This is a genomic window from Paenibacillus sp. FSL R7-0345, assembly GCF_038595055.1.
Classification (GTDB): domain Bacteria; phylum Bacillota; class Bacilli; order Paenibacillales; family Paenibacillaceae; genus Paenibacillus_AQ.
On record NZ_CP152002.1, the window covers coordinates 2,230,742 to 2,249,590 of the forward strand.

Consider the following 18,849-nt stretch of genomic DNA (forward strand, 5'->3'; position numbering starts at 1 on the left):
CAGCCAATGAGGAGGGGAACACTATTGAACTCCCAGGAGCGTGTATGGGCCACTTACCGCGGACCGTTTGATCCTTGCCCGCCGGTGCCGTTCAAAACGTACGTTGTGCCGCCGAACCAGTATATTAACTTCCAGCCGCCGGGCCTGCCGCAGTATCCGCTGCCGGAAGCCCTGAGGGCAGGGACATTATGGCCCGCCTTCTACAGTCCTTACGAATCCAAAGCCGGAAAAGGGAAAGGGGGCATCTAGGCCGATGGAGCAGCCAAATGCATGTGAGCCGCGTTATTATGAAATGCTGGAGCAGCTGCAGGTGCTCGATTTTGCACTGGTCGAGCTGAATCTGTATCTGAATACCCATCCGGAGGATTTAAAGGCAATTGAGCAGTTTAATCAGCTGACCCAGGAGCGGACCCGGCTGGCCAATCAGTTTCAGGAGCTGTACGGGCCGCTGCAGAACTTCGGGCGGGCGTATTCCAAATGTCCGTGGGAATGGAACCAGAGCCCATGGCCTTGGCAAGTGTAGCGTCAATACAACGATTAGGAGGGAGGCTCCCGGATGTGGATTTATGAAAAGAAGCTGCAGTACCCGGTCCGTGTCAGTAAGTGCGATGTAAGGATGGCACGTTACTTGATGGAGCAGTACGGAGGCGCTGACGGGGAACTGGCTGCAGCGCTGCGATACATGAATCAGAGGTATTCGATTCCGGATAAGGTAATCGGTGTGCTTAACGATATTTCGACAGAGGAATTTGCCCACCTCGAAATGATCGCCACGATGATCTACAAGCTGACCAAGGATGCATCTGTGCAGGAGCTGGAAGCGGCCGGTTTAGGGCCGAACTATGCACAGCGTGATCATGCCCTGTTCTACCAGAACTCGGCCGGAGTTCCATGGACTGCCAGCTATATCCAGGCGAAGGGAGATCCAATCGCTGACCTGTATGAAGACATTGCTGCCGAGGAAAAGGCCCGGGCTACATACCAGTGGCTGATTGACATGACGGATGATGTAGACCTGCAGGACAGCCTGAAATTCCTGCGTGAGCGGGAAATTATTCATGCGATCCGGTTTAGGGAATCCGTGCAGATCCTGATGGAGGAGAAGGACAAGAAAAGAATTTTCTGATTAGGGTAACGCCTGCTGCACCGGCATCTTAATGCCGGTGTATTTGGCGCGTACAGCTCTGGTATGATAACCTTGTTCCATATCGGGACAGACGGGAGCTGGAGAAATATGGTGTTGGTGCGGGAACGCTGGCGCGGATTCATCCGGGCCTGGCAGGATTACCCGTTCACGGAGGGAAAGCTGATCGGCGGCCGTTATGAAATACAGCATCTGCTTGGAGAGGGAAGCTACGGGCTTACCTATTGCTGCCGTGATACAGCAGACGGGGAGCTCTATGCGCTGAAGCAGTCCAGGCCAAGTAAGAAGGCGGCGGGCCGGATCCTGCTTGAGAAGGAGTACAGCATCCTGCAGTCCATGGATCATCCGAAGATCCCCGCCTGCCGGGATTATCTGGAGTTTAAGGGCTCAAACTGGCTGATCAGTGATTATATAACGGGAAAAACACTGGAGGATCTTATATTTGATGACAAGATCATCTACGGGGAACGGGAATGTCTGGCTGTTATTTTAAAGCTGGCGGAGCTGGTCAGGCATGTTCATTCGCGCGGGTATGTCCATCTGGATCTGCGGATTCCTAATGTTATTCTGCGGGAGGATGACTTGTATCTGATTGATTTTGGCCTGGCCAGAGTAATTGAAGAGCCGGACGAGGCAAGTGTGCAGAGAGCCATTGATGCCGATCAGCTGCCGGAGCGGATGCCGCCGGTGATTGCCTCGGATCTGTATGATATGGGCCAGCTGATGCTGTTCATGCTGTATTCCGCTTACGAGCCTGAACGGGGAACCGCAGAGCGGAGCTGGCGGGAAGAGCTGAATGTATCGCCGGAAATGCTGCGGCTCCTCAGCCGGCTGCTTGGAGAGCAGGCTGAGCCTTATCCGGGTACATCGGACTTTGTACGGGAGGCTGCAGCTCTATATCAGAGCCTGCTGTAATATCAAAAAGGAGGCGCCTTCAGCTTGATCAGGAAGGCGCCTTTTAGGCAATTCCGTCAGCAGACGTTTAGCTTGAGCTGCCGTAACGGTTTTTATAATATTTGTGGCCGCTTCCGCCGCGGTGCGCATCGGATGACGAGTACCGCTTATAGCTGCGGCTGCTGCTTGAATGTCTGCCGTAAAGAGGCCTCCCTTTGTGACTGCTCGAATATTTGCGGTGTCCGCCCGGCCTGGAATGCTCTACAGAATGTAACACTTTACCAAGTAATTTTCTTAGCATCTTGTGTCCTCCTTAAAAGATATATTCAGCTTATAATATAAGTTTACTCTATAATTACCCTTTAGTACGCCTTGACTACATTAAGGTTTCATGAGGTTTTTTTCATTTAACGATGTTTAGAACAGCCAACAGCCGCTTCCGGCCGGAAGCGGCTGTTGGCTGTATTTATAGGAATTACTTGCGCAGTGTCTTCAAGGCACCGCTCCAGGCCAGTACCTGATCCAGCATCGCATTGACGTTGGCGGTGTGCAGATCAGCCGGCTTGAAGACTGTGCCGTTCTCGAAGTCAGTGAAAAGGGAAAGGAGCGGATGTACCCGGACGTCGGCTACCTGCAGTTCGCCGAGGATTCCGCGCAAATGCTCAGCCGCACGCGCGCCGCCTGCCGAACCGTAGCTGACAATCCCGGCAGCCTTGTTGTTCCATTCATCACGGGCGGAGTCAAGCGCATTCTTGAGTGCCCCGGTAATGCTGTGGTTATATTCCTGGGCGATAAACACAAAACCGTCCAGTGTAGCCAGTTTAGCTGCCCAGGCTGCAGCAGGGGCATAATCGTCGCTTTCCCCCAGCAGCGGAAGTTTGAAGTCAGCAATATCTACAATCTCATAGTTGGCGTCTCCGCGTGCGTCTGCAATGCCTTTGACCCATTCTCCGACCTGCGGGCTTACCCGGCCCTGGCGTGTGCTTCCCAAAATAATCCCGATGTTCAATGTTGTCATTTGAAATTCCTCCTAAGTTTAATGTATTGGAATTCGTGTTGATCTTTATGAAATTTATTATAGCATATTACTTTTATAAAGCAAGTGAAAAATTGAAACTAAAATATTTTTTTGATTCAGATAGATTGAGCTGAAACATGAGCATTAATCCTGCCGGTTAAGCTTTTGGAAGCGGATTTACAGGCAAAACGCTTCGTGATAAACTAATAGCCTGAATGTTTATTTTGAAATTTAAGTAATTTTCGGCCGGTTGTAATTTATATATGATTTCACCTTAACGATCTATGTATTCAATACAATTATATGATGTTAGAGCAGCTCGAAAGTACTAAGCGTATCCGCCGCAGCAAGGGCAGGTTTTTACAGCAAGATGTACACTGGGGGAAAATTATGATAAGAGTGGTAATCATCGACGACGAAAAGCCTTCGCTTGATTTATTGGGCAACATGCTGCTAAAGGACGGGCGTATCGAAGTGATCGGTGCTTTCCGTAGGCCTTCGGATGCTATACGGGAGATTGCGGATCTGAAGCCGGATGCCGTGTTTCTGGATATGGAAATGCCGGGGATGAACGGGGTGGAGCTGGCATTGGTATTGCTGGAGCTATGCGGAGAGCTGAATATTATTTATGTAACCGCCCATCCATCGTATGCCGTAGATGCTTTTAAAGTGGAAGCCGTAGATTATCTGCTGAAGCCCTTGATTTCTGAACAGCTGAACCGCGCGCTTACCCGGCTTCAGAAGAGAATGCTGCTGAGGGAAGCGCTTGAGACTAAGGTGACTTATCAGCAGGAAACACGGATTGTCGGCTTCGGCGGGCTGAAGCTGCTGAATACATCCGGCATGGAAGAGGAAGTGAAATGGAGAACCTCCAAGACGAAGGAGCTGATGTCCTTCCTGTTTCTGAAAGGGTTGTCCGATGTGCACAAGGGGCAGATCATTCAGGCGCTCTGGCCGGACTGCAGCGAAGAACAGGCCCAGTCTAATCTGCACACCACCATGTATAAATTGAAGAAAGCATTGAAAACAACAGGGATTGATGCAGATATTCAATTTAAAAGCGGAAGATACCGGATGGCGCTTGACCGGGCTACAGGGGATGTCTGGGAATTCGAAGATTTTGTCAGAGGGAATATGCATGTAGATTCAGCGAATGCTCTTCATTATGAACGGGTGCTGGAGCTGTACACCGGGGATTTATTTGCCGACTCAGATTATCTGTGGAGCATCTCCAAACGAGAGGAAATGCTGGGCTTCTATATTAAGCTGTCAAAAAGGCTGTACAGTTACTATGCGCGGGAGGAGAGACTGGAGGAGGCAATCCAGCGTATCGGGAAGCTGCTGCAGCATGCTCCGCTTGACGAAGAAGCGCATGAACAGCTGCTTGACCTGTATTTCCGGCAGAAGGACCGGATTAGCCTGATTCGTCATTATCATTCTATGAAAGAACTGCTTAATCAGGAGCTTGGGCTTGAGCCGAGAGAGTCAGTCAGACAGCTGTATAACGATATGCTGTACAAGCTATAACCGTATATGTGTAAAAAGAAAACACCTTTCCTTAGTGGAAGGTGTATTTGTGCGGTGCTTTAAAGAATCTCGGCGCGGAAAGCAATTATTATATCCTGAAGCAAACAAAAAAACTGTCGGAAAATGTCCAGAAAATGTCCATAGTCCGATGATACATTTAAACAGTGTATACATTTTTCGACAGGGGTATTATCTGCTGCAAAAAAATATCGAATCAAAACCTATCAGTTAATTGTAGTGGTTGAATACCTATTGAGCAGTAACAATTATCACATATCCTTAAATAACGGTTATCGAAAAACATTCACATTTTGAACGGGGGATTCTTTTGAAAGACAAGAAAAAAGCAATTATGACCGGTCTCAGCTTCAGCCTGTTCCTGTCCAGTGCAGCTCAGGCAGCCGCTGCTGCCAAAGCAAGCTTTACTGATCTGCAGCATGTGAAATGGGCTGAAAAGCAGATCACACAGATGAACCTGCTGGAAGTCATTGAGGGCCGCGGCGACAGCACCTTTGCCCCCCAGGACAATGTAACCAATCAGGAAACGGTTATCATGATGATCCGGCTGATGGGGTTGGACAGCCAGCTGTCTGCGGGGGTGAGCGGTTACCCGGCTGATGAGTGGGCACAGTCTTATATCAAGCTTGCTATTGATCTTGGGCTGCTTGACCAAGACGATCTGGGTCCAGGCTGGGGAAGAGCTTCGGCCAGCCGTGAAACCGTTACAGAGCTTGTTGTCCGCGGCATACAGTCTGCAAACCAGATCAGCGGGTTGACTGCGGATTCTTCGCCCTTCACTGATATCGGTAATGCTTCAGCCAATCTTGTAAATGCCATTCATGTCGCAACCGAGCTGAAAATCGTGAACGGTTTTCCGGATAATGAGTTCAAGCCTCTGCAGAATGTAACCCGCGCCCAGATGGCCAAAATACTTAACGCCTCACTGCCTTATCTGGCACTGGATGAAACCTCTCCTGTAGCCCAAAAGGTAAAATATGGCGTAATTAGTGAGATTACGGCCGACCGTCTTGTAATTGATACTGATGGTGTCAAGACGACCTACAGTCTGACCGAAGGGTTGGCGGTCTATGGACTTAACGCTGCAGCGATTAATCTTTCGCAGCTTAAGGTTGGACAGCCTGTATCGCTTGTTTCTGATGCAAGCGGTCTGGCGATGATTGAAGTAACGAGTCAGACTGTTTCCTTGCCGCAGATTAAGGCCCAGCTCGCCCAGCTTGCAGTCAAAGGCGAAACTGGCGCAACAGGTGCGACAGGCGCAACCGGACCTGCCGGCCCGACTGGGGCAACAGGGGCAACGGGCTCCGGCGGTAACCCTGGTTCTCAAGGTCCGATAGGCGCAACAGGAGCAACCGGACCCGCAGGAAGTGATGGAACAGCTGGTGCGACAGGAGCAACCGGACCGGTAGGAGCGACGGGCGAAACGGGTGCGACAGGAGCAACCGGACCGGTAGGAGCGACGGGTGAAACGGGTGCGACAGGAGCAACCGGACCGGTAGGAGCGACGGGTGAAACGGGAGCGACAGGAGCAACCGGACCGGTAGGAGCAACCGGACCGGTAGGAGCGACGGGTGAAACGGGAGCGACAGGAGCAACCGGACCGGTAGGAGCGACGGGCGAAACGGGTGCGACAGGAGCAACCGGACCGGTAGGAGCGACGGGCGAAACGGGTGCGACAGGAGCAACCGGACCGGTAGGAGCGACGGGGGTAACTGGAGCGACGGGAGTGACTGGAGCGACGGGAGTAACTGGAGCGACGGGAGTAACTGGAGCGACGGGAGTAACCGGTGCGACAGGGGTAACTGGAGCGACGGGAGTAACTGGAGCGACGGGAGTGACTGGAGCGACGGGAGTAACTGGAGCGACGGGAGTGACTGGAGCGACGGGAGTAACTGGAGCGACGGGGGTAACTGGAGCGACAGGTGTGACTGGAGCGACGGGGGTAACTGGAGCGACAGGTGTGACTGGAGCGACGGGAGTAACTGGAGCGACAGGTGTGACTGGAGCGACGGGAGTAACTGGAGCGACAGGGGTAACTGGAGCGACGGGGGTAACTGGAGCGACAGGTGTGACTGGAGCGACGGGAGTAACTGGAGCGACAGGGGTAACAGGAGCGACGGGAGTAACAGGAGCGACGGGAGTAACTGGAGCGACAGGGGTAACTGGAGCGACGGGAGTAACAGGAGCGACGGGAGTAACTGGAGCGACAGGGGTAACTGGAGCGACGGGAGTAACAGGAGCGACAGGTGTGAATGGAGCAACAGGAGTAACCGGGGCAACCGGGGCAACCGGGGCAACCGGGGCCACAGGTGTAACGGGTCCGGCGGGAGTTACAGGACCAGAAGGAGGGAGCGGGTACGCCAGTGGGGTCGCTTCAGGCGGAACTATTGCTGTTGTACTTGGCGGTACCCGTGTGCCGCTGTTAATTGACACACAAAGCTCTGCTGTCAGCTTCAGCAACAGTACTTTTACAATTAACACTGCCGGAACCTACTATATTCAATATGATATAAATTTGAATACCGCCTTATTGGTCAGCTCGAGGGTGATGCGAAACGGGATACAGATCAATGCGAGTGTAATTAATCCTAACGATAGCAGATCGCAATTCAATAACGGATTTATTGTTCAATTGTACGCTGGTGATACTTTGGAGCTGCAATTATACAATTTGCTGGGAGCTGCTACTTTGACACCCGGAGACGGGGCATCGATGAATGTCATTTATATCGGACCGGGCACACCTCCGATCTAAGTGAGCAGTTAATAGAAAAGATCTGCTTTATAAAAAGAGAAGGGCAGCCGCTCCGGTTCATTCCGGTGTGCGGCTGCCCTTTTTCGTTAATTGTGTTATACCGGGTCAATCAGCCTTCCGTGCCGGAGTGCAGCGCCGGCGAGATCTTAACCTGGAGCAGCTCCCTGCATACGGCTTCCCCGATATTGCGGATCATGGCGAGAAACATCTCATGTCCCTCGTACTGATACTCCTGGAACGGATCGTTGCCGGAATAAGCCCGCAGATGAATGCCCTCCCGGAGCTGGTCCATTGCATCGAGATGCTCCATCCAATTACGGTCCACCTGACTCAGGATGATGAACTTCTCGAGATTGCGCATTGCGAAGCTGCCGACCGCGGCTTCTTTTCTGCGGTAAGCTTCGCTCAATCGCTCTGTGAGGCATGATTGCAGCTGCGGCTGGTCCATCCCCCGCAAATCCGTTGTATCTACCTGCAAGCCGGAATCAAGCAAGGGATTCACGGCGGATTGCAGCACCTCAAGCTTCCATTCCTCGGGTACTTCTTCAACAGGACAGTGCAGACTAATAAGATCCCTGCACCATTGCTCCAGCATAGTCCTGACCAGACTTCCGTCGGTCCGGCTTAACAGAACTTCTTCCCGGTCCCGGTAGATCAGCTTCTGCTGCCGGTTTATTACATCATCATACTGAATGACATGCAGCAGCGTGTCATAATGGATTCCTTCAACTATATGCTGTGCGGATTCAATGCTCAGGCTGACGAGCCTGCCTTCAAGCGGACTGTTTTCATCATGGCCCAATTTCAGCATTTTGCGGCTAAGCGAATCCGAACCGAAGCGCTGGAACAGAGAATCCTCCAGCGACAGGAAGAAACGGCTGGAGCCCGGGTCTCCCTGCCGGCCTGAACGTCCCCGCAGCTGGTAATCGATCCGACGGCTCTCATGCCGCTCTGTTCCGATGACATGTAATCCGCCGGCATCGGCGGAGCCTTCCCCAAGCTGAATATCGGTACCTCTGCCCGCCATATTAGTAGCGATCGTAACCGCACCCTTCCGGCCTGCCCCGGCAATGATTTCGGCTTCCTCAGCATGCCGGCGGGCATTCAGCACCCGGTGCGGAATGCCCGCCTCCTGCAGAAGCGCCGATAATTTTTCCGATCTCTCGATAGAGACGGTTCCGATCAGGACAGGCTGGCCGTTGGCATGCCGTTCAAGTACCTCGGAGAGGATTGCACTGTTCTTGGCAGCTTCGGTCAGATAGACAAAATCCTCCAGGTCAGTGCGGATGCAGGGCAGACGGGTCGGAATCCGGACGACATGCAGCCCGTAGACCTGACGGAATTCATTATGCTCTGTAACGGCAGTTCCGGTCATTCCGGCAAGCCTCGGATATCCGGCAAAATAATGCTGGAGGGTCATCGCTGCCCTGGTAACCATCTCCGTGCCGACATGCAGCCCTTCCTTTTCTTCGATCGCCTGATGGAGACCGTCACTGTATCTGCGGCCGGGCATCAGGCGCCCGGTATTAGGGTCTATAAGCTGAATAGTATTATCCTTGACGATATATTCGATATCACGTCTGATAAGGTGATGGGCTCTGAGTGCCTGAATGAGATGGTGGTGAATCAGGGAATGCTCGGGATCAAACAGGTTATCGATCATGAATTCACGCTCGGTCTTCCGGACGCAGAGTTCGGTCAGGGTAAGGGTTCTAGCCTTCAGGTCAACGCTGAAATCAAAGCCTTCCTTAAGCGGTAGAATAAAGCGGTTCATCCGGTAGTACAGCATAGAAGGACGCTGTCCTCTGCCGGAGATAACCAGCGGGGTCCGGGCTTCATCAATGAGAATGGAGTCTACCTCATCAATCATTGCATAATAGAGCGGGCGCTGGATCAGCTGTTCGCTGTGCAGTGACAAGTGGTCGTGCAGATAATCGAAGCCGAATTCACTTGCAGTGCCGTAAGTGAGATCGCAGGCGTAAGCCCTGCGCTTTTGCTCCCGGCTCATGCCGTTCAGCGTACAGCCGACGGAAAGACCCAGGAACTGGTACACGGCCTGAAGCTGGGTGCTGTCCCGGACGGCCAGATACTCATTGGCTGTAACAATATGAACACCTTTGCCAGTCAGGGCATGAACATAGCCGGCCGGAATACTAGCTAAGGTCTTTCCTTCACCGGTCTTCATCTCCGCAATATCGCCTTCAAACAGAGCTGCACCTGCCAGAAGCTGCACATCATAGAGGGTGAGTTCCAGCACCCGGCAGACTGCTTCGCGCACAACAGCAAAGGCTTCTGGCAAAAGCTCGAACAGCGGCACGCCGTTATTAATCCGTGTGCGGAACACAGCGGTCCGGGCTCTAAGCCCGTCGTCACTAAGCGCCATAATCTCCGGAGCTATTCTATCCATACTTTCAATAATCCGGCTGAGCCTGTTTAACTCCCAATCCTTATGATTAAATATCTGCTGAACTTGTCGCAGCATCGCTGTTCCTCCTTAACGTGCCGGTTCATCGGCATCCTCATATTCCAGTTGCAATGCAGACATCCGGTACGGATCGGTATCATCTACGGCATTCCGTTCTTCCCGGCTAAGCTTGCGCAGCGTCAGGGACAGCCACATTTGGCTGGCTATACATACAGAGGAGTACACGCCTGTAATTAGACCCAGCGTCATTGCCAGGGAAAACAGCCGGATCGACTCACTGCCCCAGAACAGAATGGCCGCAGAGGCAAAGAGTACGCATAAAAATGTATTTACCGAGCGGAGCAATGTCTGGTTAATGCTTGTATTTACGATATGCTCCAGCTGCATACGGTCACGGGGGACACCGCCCTTCAGGTTCTCGCGGATCCGGTCGAAGATGACCACAGTATCATTGATGGAATAGCCGATAATAGTCAGCATTGCTGCGATAAACGGAAGATTGATTTCAAGCTGAAAGATAGAAAATATAGTGATTACAACGAACACATCATGGAGCAGGGCAATAATAGCGCCAAAGGCAAATCTTTTTTCAAAGCGCAGACCGACGTATACCAGTATAGCCAGACAGGAAAGTGCTACTGCCAGGCCGGCCTTCTTGGCGAACTCCCTGGCGATATCCGGATCAACGGTGTTCTCCTCAAGACTGGCTGTACCGCCTATCCGGGCTGTCAGAGCATTACCGATAATCGAGGCGTTTCCGCTGTCAGGCGGAAAGGTCTCATTAAAGCGCAGTGACACCCGGTCTGCAGCTTCTCCGCCGATGGTGACTACTGCAGGCTGAAACCCGGCTTCACGGATGATGCTCTCTGCCTGCGGCTGCGTGATACTTTGCGAGAGCTGAATATCAAGTGAGGTGCCTGCACGGAAATCGACGCCGTAATTCACCTGCTGAATCAGCAGGCTGGCGATGCCAATGACCGACAGCACACCGGAAAAGGCGTAGAACCATTTGCGCGATCCTGTAAAATTAAAGCTCCGGTGAGAGGCTGTAACCTCATGTGCTTCATGCGCACCGAATGTATGGATTTCAGACGGCTTCACACTGTACCATCTGCTGTTTTGCAGCCGGCCGGAGCGGCCAAGCTGGCGGAGCAGCCACTGGGAGAAATACACATTGGTAAGGATGCTCAGCACAATGCTCAGAATCATGGTTACAGCAAATCCTTTAATGGCTCCCGAGCCGAGTGAGAACATACAGATGGCAGAGATCAGTGCCGTTACATTGGAGTCCATAATGGTCCTGAAGGAATGGCGGGAGCCGGCTGTAAGCGCGGACGGGAGGCTTTTGCCGGTACGGAGCTCCTCCTTAATCCGCTCATAGGTAATGATGTTAGCGTCAACGGCCATCCCGACGCCGAGCACAAAGGCGGCTATGCCCGGGAGGGTCATGACCGCCTGGACCAGATTGAAGCAGATCAGCAGCATCCAGCCGTAGGTGATCAGGGTGAAGGAAGCGATCAATCCGGGCAGCCGGTAAAAGATCAGCATAAACAGCAGCACCACAATGGAGCCGATTGCTGCAGCCCGCAGTGTTTGTGTTAAGGCCTCCTGCCCGAGAGAGGCACCGATGGTCTGGTTGAGCTTCTCATTCAGCTTCAGAGGCAGTGCCCCCATATTAATGATGTCTGCAAGCTCAGAAGCTTCTTTCTGTGAGAAAGCGCCGACAATCCGCATTTGTCCGTTCGTCATGACCGCCTGGACGAACGGATCCGTAAGCAGCTCCCCGTCCAGTTCAAACCGGATTTGCCGGTTCAGCAGGCGGGTTGACATTTCCTTGAGCTTATCCGGGTTTTTCAGTGTGACGAGGACACCCGGATGGCCTAATTCATCGCGTACTGCCAGCGTTTCCCCCTCGACAAAGTCATCTCCGCGAAGCTCAAGTGAACCGTCTGGACCAACTACCGTCAGTTCGGCCGGTTTGCCGAGCAGCTCTCTGATATGCTGCTCGTCAGTTACACCCGGAAGGCGGACGCGTATCCGGTTCGTGCCCTCTGTCCAGATTTCAGGCTCGGAGGTACCGAGTGCGTTAACTCTTTTTTCCAGACTGGCGGCTGTCTGCCGGAGACTCTCTGGCGTAATTACACCACCGGGCTTAAGCGGCTGAGCTTCATACAGCACCTCGAACCCGCCCTTCAGGTCAAGCCCGAGCCGGACCTCCTCCAGAACCCGGGGAATGGTTGCTGCTATAATAGTACAAAGAATGATTACCGTTGCTGTAAAAGCAAATATCCGTTTGCGGTTTATCGTCACGCTGCAGGTTCCTCCCGTATAAAGCCATAAAGCCGTTTCCGGCTGCGATCCTTCAAATTTTATTGTTTTGCTGCTATAGTAAAGGCTGTCTGGATGATCATTCATAACAAAAGAAATGAAGGTGGTTTCTTGAGCAGCGCCAAACCGCGTCTTACCCTTTCCATGGTTGTCCGCAATGAACAGGGACGATACCTCAGGCATGCCCTGGAACGCCATAGGCATTATATCAGTGATGCCGTTATTATTGATGACGGCAGTACAGACGGAACCCCGGAGCTATGCCTGGAAATGCTTCAGGGAATAGAAGTCAAACTGATCCGGAATCAGGCCTCACGGTTCAGCAATGAAATTGAACTGCGCCGCCAGCAATGGGAGGAGACCGTTGCCGTTAAGCCGGACTGGATCCTGAATCTGGATGCGGATGAGTGGTTTGAGGATGCCTTTGACGGGCAGGTGGAATCTCTTATATCCAGGGACGGCGTATATCTGTATTCCTTCCGCCTTTATGATTTTTGGACTATGTCAGCCTACAGGGATGATGCGTACTGGCAGGCACACCATTATTACCGTCCGTTCCTGCTCCGTTATGAGCCGGGCTACCAATATACTTGGCGTGAAACCAGTCAGCACTGCGGACGTTTTCCCGAAAATATATATGGGCTTCACAATGAAATATCCGGGCTCCGTCTGAAGCATCTGGGCTGGGCCAGGGCAGAGGACCGTGTCAGCAAGCACCGGCGCTACATGGAGCTTGATCCGGATGGAATGAACGGCAGTCTTGCCCAGTATCACTCCATCCTCGATCCGGAGCCCCGGCTGGTGGAATGGGAAGACTGATTCTTCGTGCTGTCTATAAAAGGCTGTCTCCGGCTTAGAGCCGGAGACAGCCTTTTTGTTCTTTCCGGCCGTTCGGTCCTAGCCGGTTTCTTCGATGGCAGACCGCAGCTCAGCGCGGCCGAGCTTGTCCAGCAAAGCGCTGCGGTTATGAAGTAAAACCGGATGATCCGGATTATAAATAAGCCCTTGCTCGTTGTATTCGTATGCTGTCTGCCAGCTGCCGAGCCTGCTGTAACAGACGCATAGCTGAATGCAGGGCTTCCAGGTCCAGGCATCTTTACCAGTCAAGGTTTCCCAGTGATCCGGACGAGGTGCGGCGAGCGCCTGCTTGAGCCAGCGGATCGCTTCCTCCCAAGCCTGCTGATCCATCCATTTGGCGCCGAGTCTAAAGCTGAGCTCGGCCCGGCTGGAGCTGGCTGCAGCTTGGGTGAGCAGGTCGCGGCCCTTTTCTGTATCTCCGAGTCTGCCGTAACAGGCATCTAGCTCCAGCAGGGCGGTAACCTGTTCATCCTCGGTTCCCTGATTCTCCTTAAAAAACTGCTCAAGCCTCTGAGCTGCAGCCTCATCATACCCGTAGTGAATATATTCCAGGGCTATGTCAAGGTCCGAGGCTGCCGCTGGTGCCGTCTGGTTACAGGCTTCAAGAAACGCAGAACAGCCGGCCAGATCCGAGCTTCGGTAGATATGATAGGCAGGATAGGCCGTTTCAACAAACATCTGCAGCCCGAGTGCAGCAGCACGGACACAGAAATGGCGGTCCTCGCCCCAGTAGCCGAGATTGGGGATTTCCGCGAACCGCACGCCTTGCAGCAGTGCCTGCCGGCTTACGAGCGTGCAGGCTCCGAGGCCGCCGACCTCATACAAACCGGGCCGGCGCAGCTTCGCATAGAATTGCTGTACCTGACTCCGGCACTGCTGGGGCGATGGCTCCTCGCGCCTGATTAGCGGATGCTGGCCGTATTCACTGTGCAGCCATACCTGCGGCATCTCCATTGTATCTGTCTGCCACCGGGTCCAAAATATAGCCGATACAAGCTCCTTGCCGCTGTCCAGCAGTGCTATAAGCGTCTGCGGATGGAACAGCAAATCGGAATCGGCAAGAAAGACATGCGTATACTCTGCGTCGACGGCTGCCTGCAGAATCTGATCCTTCATCGCCGCGACCCTCCAGACAGCGGCCTCCGGCCAGCGGTGGCTGTCATCATCACGAAGGTAGGCAGCGGCTCCTTCCTCCGGGGGTGGAACGATTGTTACAGCTCCGCCCGCCCGTCTGGCGAACTGCCGCAGGAGTCTGGAGGAGGCCGGGTCTGTATTATCATCGACGAACATATAGTCCGCTTCCAGACCGGTTGTATCCAGCCTGCCAAGGGAATGCAGAAACAGGCTGAGAATTTCCGGCTTTTGCCGTACAGGGCTTGCAATTAGCAATCGCGGGCTGCTCATAGTGGTAGTCCTCTCCTGGAAGATGATGATCAATAGTGTGATTTATCATAGATAATATAATGTTTAATGATTATCAAAGATAATTTCTAATAGAGAGGAAGTCTCTTTTTGGACAAATTATACATTATTTAAGCTGTGTGTTTATGCTGTAACTGTTTCTATTATATAAGGGTTCACCTATTTGACACAATCAAAAATGATAGAGGAGGAGGTTTGCGGACAGCCGGAATGTACTTCTGCCGGCCGGGGAAATGTATCGGACAGAGTAAGCGCCATGGTCTATTTTTTCAAACAGATAGATATTCATCCCAAACTGGTCTAGAATAACATGTTGTAAGCACTACTGCTTGTTACATAAGGGCAGGATAAAGAGGATGCTGAGAGGAGAAGTGTGGAATGAAGTACCGCAGATTGGGCGGATCAGGGCTGAAGGTTAGTGAGATCAGTCTGGGAAGCTGGTTGACGTACGGCGGATATGTGGAACGGGAAAACGCTGTTAAAGCGATTGAAACCGCTTACGGTTCGGGTGTGAATTTTTTTGATACAGCCAATGTGTATGAAAAGGGTGCGGCCGAGAAGCTGCTGGGCGAGACCCTGCGCGGATTTCCCCGCGAATCCTATGTCCTGGCCACTAAAGTCTATGGCGTTATGGGAGACGGCCCGAATGACCGGGGACTCTCACGCAAGCATATTACGGAGCAGTGCCATGCCAGCCTGAAGCGGCTGGGCGCGGAGTACGTGGACATTATGTACTGCCACCGTTATGATCCGGAGACGCCTATTGAGGAGACCCTGCGCACACTGGATGATCTGGTCCGTCAGGGCAAGGTGCTCTACGTTGGCGTAAGCGAGTGGACGGCTGCCCAGATGACAGAGGCGCTGGCAGTTGCTGACCGGTATCTGCTGGACCGGATTGTGGTCAATCAGCCTATCTATAATATGTTCGAACGTTATATAGAAAAAGAGGTTATTCCGCTCGGTGAGCGCAAAGGGATCGGACAGGTTGTCTTCTCGCCGCTGGCCCAGGGCCTGCTGACCGGCAAATACAGCTCGGCAGGGGAGATTCCTGAAGGCAGCCGGGCCGCGAAGCTGGAGTGGATGCGTAAAGGGGTTACGGAAGAGAAAATTGCCAAGGTGCAGGAGCTGGGCAAAATCGCAGCAGAGCTGGATATTTCTGTCGGAAATCTGGCCCTCGCCTGGATTCTGCGCCAGTCTAATGTAGCAAGCGCCCTTGTCGGCGCAAGCCGGCCGGAGCAGGTAGAGGAGAATGTGAAGGCTTCAGGTGTCGAACTGGGCGATGAGGTCTTGTCACGTATTGCCGAAATTATGGACTAAAGAGAGGAGCAGATACAGATGAAGGTACTTTTTATCGGAGGCACAGGGTTAATCAGCCAGGCCGTATCGGGGCTTGCAGTCGAACAGGGGATTGAGCTGTATCTGTTTAACCGCGGGGAACGCAGTGAATTCGTGCCTGACGGGGCAGAGGTTATCCGCGGAGATATCCGTGATGCGGCAGGTGCCGCGGAAGCGCTGAAGGGCTATGAATTTGATGCTGTTGTAGACTGGATCGCATTCACACCGGAGCATGTGCAGACAGATATTGAGCTGTTCAACGGCAAGACGAAGCAGTATATCTTCATCAGCTCTGCCTCTGCCTATCAGAAGCCGCAGCGCAGTTACCTCATTACAGAAGAAACGCCGCTGGCCAATCCTTACTGGCAATATTCCCGTGACAAAATAGCCTGCGAAGAGCTGCTGCTGGAAGCACACCGTACCAGCGCCTTCCCGGTGACAATTGTCCGCCCTTCTCATACTTATGGAGTTACGGCGATCCCGGCGGCACTGACCAGCTGGCAGCATCCCTGGTCGCTGGTGGAACGCATCCGCAAAGGCCAGCCGCTGGTCATCCATGGTGACGGGACCTCACTCTGGACGCTGACGCACAATACTGACTTCGCCAAGGGCTTCATCGGTCTGCTGGGGAATTCCGAAGCTATCGGGGAGGCCATCCATATCACCTCCGACGAGTCGCTGAACTGGAACCAGATTTATGCGGCGATCGGTGAGGCGGCGGGAAGAGAACCCAAGGTGGTGCACATTTCCACCGATTTCATCGCCGCCCATACACCGGCGGGCACAGCAGACGGACTGATTGGCGACCAGGCGGTGAGCAGCGTATTCGACAACAGCAAGCTCAAGCGGCTGGTGCCGGAGTTCAGCGCAACGGTTTCTTTTGCCGAGGGGATCAGACAGTCTGTTAAATGGTTCGAAGCCCGGCCGCAGCTCTGCACCGTGGATACGGAATGGTCAAAAATGCTGGACATGCTGATCAGCCGGCATGGCGTTGATGCCAAGCTGCTCTCTTACTACGTGTAACACGGATATGGCATGATTCAGGGAATGGTGAATATACTCTCACTACCTACCGAAACCCGTGAAAAAGGAGTCCTGGTCATGCCGACACATCCTTATGTATCCCGTTTTTTTGTCCATTCCGATGCCCGCCGCGACAAGCTGATTTATGACTTGCCGGAGTCCTGGTGGAGCCGGCCTTATGAATATGAATGGTGTACCAACTTTGTCTCACCCCATGATGTGGTGCTGGATGCCGCCTGCGGTATATCCCATCCGCTCAAGTTCTATCTCGCCGGCTTCAGTGACGAGGTACATGCCTGCGATATTGATGCCCGGATTTTGTCAAAGGAAGCCATCATCCGGGAGATCGCTGACGATATCGGAGTGGAGGCAGCCCGGCAGGTTGTGGCCAGACGGACAGAGAGCCTGCATCTCGCCCAGGCGGATCTCACCTCGCTGCCTTATGCGGATGAGAGCTTTGATACGATTTTTTGCATATCGGTGCTGGAGCATTTGTCGCTGAATGAAGCTGTTCTTGCCGTCCGGGAATTTCACAGAACCCTGAACGGGGAGGGGCTGCTGGTGCTGACCTTCGATTATCCGACCGTTAATCTGCCGGTGATGAACGACGTGCTGCTGCAGGCGGGCTTCCAGTATTGGGGGGAGACGGATTTCAATCTGCCGGAGGATGCACTGCGGACAGAGCAGTGGGGCGGACTGAACTGCTTCCGGGCAGTGCTGAAGAAAGCGCAAAGCTAGCCGGGACTTTTTACTCTTTTAGATAATGGAAGCTATCCGTTATAGTTGATAATATCTTATCAGAAGGAGTAACCGGAGTGCGCAGAGCTGCCATACTTTTCTTATTATTCTTTCTGCTGGTCCCTGCCCCGGCGGTTTTGGGCGGACCGTCCACGGCGCAGCCGGCAGACCGCATTACCCTGACTTTTGCCGGTGACATTCTGCTGGACGGCTTTGTGGGGGAGCAGATCGCCAGGTACGGGGTGAATTTTCCGTTTGCCAAGGTAGCACCTGTCCTGCGCAAGGCCGACCTGGCCTTCGCCAATCTGGAGACACCGGTATCGGTGCGCGGGCAGGCGGCCGAGAAGATGTTTGCCTTCCGCTCAAAGCCCGAGACGCTTGGCGGATTAAGCTATGCCGGCATTGACGGCGTGACGCTGGCCAACAATCATATCCTCGATTACGGGCAGAATGCGATGCTGGATACACTGATTCACCTGGATAAATACAAGATCGGCCACACCGGGGCCGGCAGCAATATCGACCAGGCCTTTAAGCCGTACGTCAAAACAGTCAAAGGCAAGCGGATTGCCGTGCTTGGAGCAAGCCGGGTGCTGTCCGGGCCTTCCTGGTATGCGGGGAAGGCTGCGCCGGGCGCTGCCTCAGCCTACACGGCGCAGCCGCTGCTGAGTGCCATTAAAAAGTCTGCCAAGGACAACGACTACACGGTCGTCTATCTGCACTGGAATGAGGAGTTCGAGGACTATCCCGAGAAGTATGCCCGGACGCTGGCGAAGCAGATGATCGACAGCGGCGCGGACATCATTCTGGGTGCGCACAGCCATTGCCTGATGGGGATCGAGTACTACAAGCACAAGCCGATCTACTACTCGCTGGGTAACTTTGTGTTCAACAAATCCACGCGCGGCGGAGAGAAGACGGTGCATACGATGCTGGCTGACTTCACCATTACGAAGACGGGGATTACGAGCAAGATTACGCCGGTCAAAATCATTGGCGGACAGCCGAATTTTATGGGGGCTGCCTATAATAAGGAAACGATTAAGCGGCTGAACCAGCTGTCGTTCAATGCGAAGATTGCTGCGGACGGCGCGGTTAGTGAGAAGCTGTAAAGGGATGAGGCCCTGTACGTTCCCGGCAACCAGTTGGATTTTCGCTACTTAATTCTCTGAATCTCCTAAATAGGTAGCGATTAGGTGGAAAAATGCAGCTTATTTCGGGTCATAATCCACGTTGGGAGCAGAACCGGCAATAATTAAGTAACGTTTTTCCACTTAGTCTACGCTTAGAGGCGTTCTGCACGGAATTAGGTGACATTTTTCCACTTAGTTTAATCAGCGACTCGCTATGGCGCAGCCTAAGGT

General features: G+C 53.1%; 16 protein-coding genes. 11 read left to right on the top strand and 5 right to left on the bottom strand.

The window, feature by feature from the left end; all coding sequences use genetic code 11:
• Window positions 1-24 precede the first annotated feature (24 nt).
• The 4 genes from NST84_RS09260 to NST84_RS09275 all read left to right on the top strand — a co-directional run bounded on the left by NST84_RS09260 (window position 25) and on the right by NST84_RS09275 (window position 2,059).
• Window positions 25-249 (top strand): spore coat associated protein CotJA, encoded by a 225-nt coding sequence (locus NST84_RS09260; protein WP_241781541.1) that lies wholly within the window; start codon window positions 25-27, stop codon window positions 247-249.
• 4 nt (window positions 250-253) lie between these two features.
• Window positions 254-523 carry a spore coat protein CotJB gene (locus NST84_RS09265; RefSeq protein ID WP_068720479.1) on the top strand — a complete coding sequence of 90 codons (270 nt, stop codon included), beginning with the start codon at window positions 254-256 and terminating at the stop codon, window positions 521-523.
• A gap of 33 nt (window positions 524-556) precedes the next feature.
• On the top strand, window positions 557-1,126 hold the full coding sequence (locus NST84_RS09270; RefSeq protein ID WP_342565303.1) for a manganese catalase family protein: 570 nt from the start codon (window positions 557-559) through the stop codon (window positions 1,124-1,126).
• Between the two features lie 108 nt (window positions 1,127-1,234).
• A complete protein-coding gene (locus tag NST84_RS09275) occupies window positions 1,235-2,059 on the top strand; it encodes a protein kinase (protein WP_342565304.1) in 825 nt (274 codons plus the stop codon).
• Window positions 2,060-2,126: 67 nt separating this feature from the next.
• Here the strand turns inward: NST84_RS09275 and NST84_RS09280 are convergent, their stop codons facing one another.
• Complete coding sequence (locus tag NST84_RS09280; protein WP_342565305.1) at window positions 2,127-2,339, bottom strand: hypothetical protein; 213 nt, start codon at window positions 2,337-2,339, stop codon at window positions 2,127-2,129.
• A 174-nt stretch (window positions 2,340-2,513) separates the two neighbouring features.
• Window positions 2,514-3,056 (bottom strand): NADPH-dependent FMN reductase, encoded by a 543-nt coding sequence (locus tag NST84_RS09285; RefSeq protein WP_342565306.1) that lies wholly within the window; start codon window positions 3,054-3,056, stop codon window positions 2,514-2,516.
• Between the two features lie 390 nt (window positions 3,057-3,446).
• Here NST84_RS09285 and NST84_RS09290 point away from each other — a divergent pair, with 390 nt between their 5' ends.
• Window positions 3,447-4,583 (top strand): response regulator, encoded by a 1,137-nt coding sequence (locus tag NST84_RS09290; protein WP_342565307.1) that lies wholly within the window; start codon window positions 3,447-3,449, stop codon window positions 4,581-4,583.
• A gap of 328 nt (window positions 4,584-4,911) precedes the next feature.
• Window positions 4,912-7,356, top strand: coding sequence for an S-layer homology domain-containing protein (locus NST84_RS09295; protein ID WP_342565308.1), 2,445 nt, complete (start codon window positions 4,912-4,914; stop codon window positions 7,354-7,356).
• Window positions 7,357-7,465: 109 nt separating this feature from the next.
• On the opposite strand, the gene secA is transcribed toward NST84_RS09295, so the two are convergent.
• Together secA and secD are read right to left on the bottom strand one after the other, a co-directional pair.
• On the bottom strand, window positions 7,466-9,838 hold the full coding sequence (gene secA / locus NST84_RS09300) for a preprotein translocase subunit SecA (RefSeq protein WP_342565309.1): 2,373 nt from the start codon (window positions 9,836-9,838) through the stop codon (window positions 7,466-7,468).
• A gap of 12 nt (window positions 9,839-9,850) precedes the next feature.
• Entirely contained in the window at window positions 9,851-12,091 is a 2,241-nt protein-coding gene (gene secD, locus NST84_RS09305) for a protein translocase subunit SecD (RefSeq protein ID WP_342565310.1), read from the bottom strand.
• A 129-nt stretch (window positions 12,092-12,220) separates the two neighbouring features.
• On the opposite strand from secD, the gene NST84_RS09310 reads away from it, so the two are divergent.
• A complete protein-coding gene (locus NST84_RS09310; RefSeq protein ID WP_342565311.1) occupies window positions 12,221-12,928 on the top strand; it encodes a glycosyltransferase in 708 nt (235 codons plus the stop codon).
• A 78-nt stretch (window positions 12,929-13,006) separates the two neighbouring features.
• Here the strand turns inward: NST84_RS09310 and NST84_RS09315 are convergent, their stop codons facing one another.
• Window positions 13,007-14,371, bottom strand: a complete 1,365-nt coding sequence (locus NST84_RS09315) for a tetratricopeptide repeat protein (protein WP_342565312.1) — start codon at window positions 14,369-14,371, stop codon at window positions 13,007-13,009.
• Between the two features lie 396 nt (window positions 14,372-14,767).
• Between NST84_RS09315 and NST84_RS09320 the strand changes: the two genes are divergently transcribed.
• The 4 genes from NST84_RS09320 (at window position 14,768) to NST84_RS09335 (ending at window position 18,597) form a co-directional block, all read left to right on the top strand.
• Window positions 14,768-15,706 (top strand): aldo/keto reductase family protein, encoded by a 939-nt coding sequence (locus tag NST84_RS09320; protein WP_342565313.1) that lies wholly within the window; start codon window positions 14,768-14,770, stop codon window positions 15,704-15,706.
• An 18-nt stretch (window positions 15,707-15,724) separates the two neighbouring features.
• Window positions 15,725-16,747 carry an SDR family oxidoreductase gene (locus tag NST84_RS09325; RefSeq protein WP_342565314.1) on the top strand — a complete coding sequence of 341 codons (1,023 nt, stop codon included), beginning with the start codon at window positions 15,725-15,727 and terminating at the stop codon, window positions 16,745-16,747.
• Between the two features lie 78 nt (window positions 16,748-16,825).
• Window positions 16,826-17,485: a class I SAM-dependent methyltransferase gene (locus NST84_RS09330; RefSeq protein ID WP_342565315.1), complete on the top strand. Its 660-nt coding sequence runs from the start codon at window positions 16,826-16,828 to the stop codon at window positions 17,483-17,485.
• Window positions 17,486-17,562: 77 nt separating this feature from the next.
• Window positions 17,563-18,597, top strand: a complete 1,035-nt coding sequence (locus NST84_RS09335; RefSeq protein WP_342565316.1) for a CapA family protein — start codon at window positions 17,563-17,565, stop codon at window positions 18,595-18,597.
• Window positions 18,598-18,849 lie beyond the last annotated feature (252 nt).

What these genes read in the sequence shown, in the direction of transcription:
- NST84_RS09265 (WP_068720479.1), top strand. Translation starts at nt 254, where the DNA reads ATGGAGCAGCCAAATGCATGTGAGCCGCGTTATTATGAAATGCTGGAG.
- NST84_RS09270 (WP_342565303.1), top strand. Translation starts at nt 557, where the DNA reads ATGTGGATTTATGAAAAGAAGCTGCAGTACCCGGTCCGTGTCAGTAAG.
- NST84_RS09275 (WP_342565304.1), top strand. Translation starts at nt 1,235, where the DNA reads ATGGTGTTGGTGCGGGAACGCTGGCGCGGATTCATCCGGGCCTGGCAG.
- NST84_RS09280 (WP_342565305.1), bottom strand. Translation starts at nt 2,339, where the DNA reads ATGCTAAGAAAATTACTTGGTAAAGTGTTACATTCTGTAGAGCATTCC.
- NST84_RS09285 (WP_342565306.1), bottom strand. Translation starts at nt 3,056, where the DNA reads ATGACAACATTGAACATCGGGATTATTTTGGGAAGCACACGCCAGGGC.
- NST84_RS09290 (WP_342565307.1), top strand. Translation starts at nt 3,447, where the DNA reads ATGATAAGAGTGGTAATCATCGACGACGAAAAGCCTTCGCTTGATTTA.
- secA (WP_342565309.1), bottom strand. Translation starts at nt 9,838, where the DNA reads ATGCTGCGACAAGTTCAGCAGATATTTAATCATAAGGATTGGGAGTTA.
- NST84_RS09315 (WP_342565312.1), bottom strand. Translation starts at nt 14,371, where the DNA reads ATGAGCAGCCCGCGATTGCTAATTGCAAGCCCTGTACGGCAAAAGCCG.
- NST84_RS09320 (WP_342565313.1), top strand. Translation starts at nt 14,768, where the DNA reads ATGAAGTACCGCAGATTGGGCGGATCAGGGCTGAAGGTTAGTGAGATC.
- NST84_RS09325 (WP_342565314.1), top strand. Translation starts at nt 15,725, where the DNA reads ATGAAGGTACTTTTTATCGGAGGCACAGGGTTAATCAGCCAGGCCGTA.
- NST84_RS09330 (WP_342565315.1), top strand. Translation starts at nt 16,826, where the DNA reads ATGCCGACACATCCTTATGTATCCCGTTTTTTTGTCCATTCCGATGCC.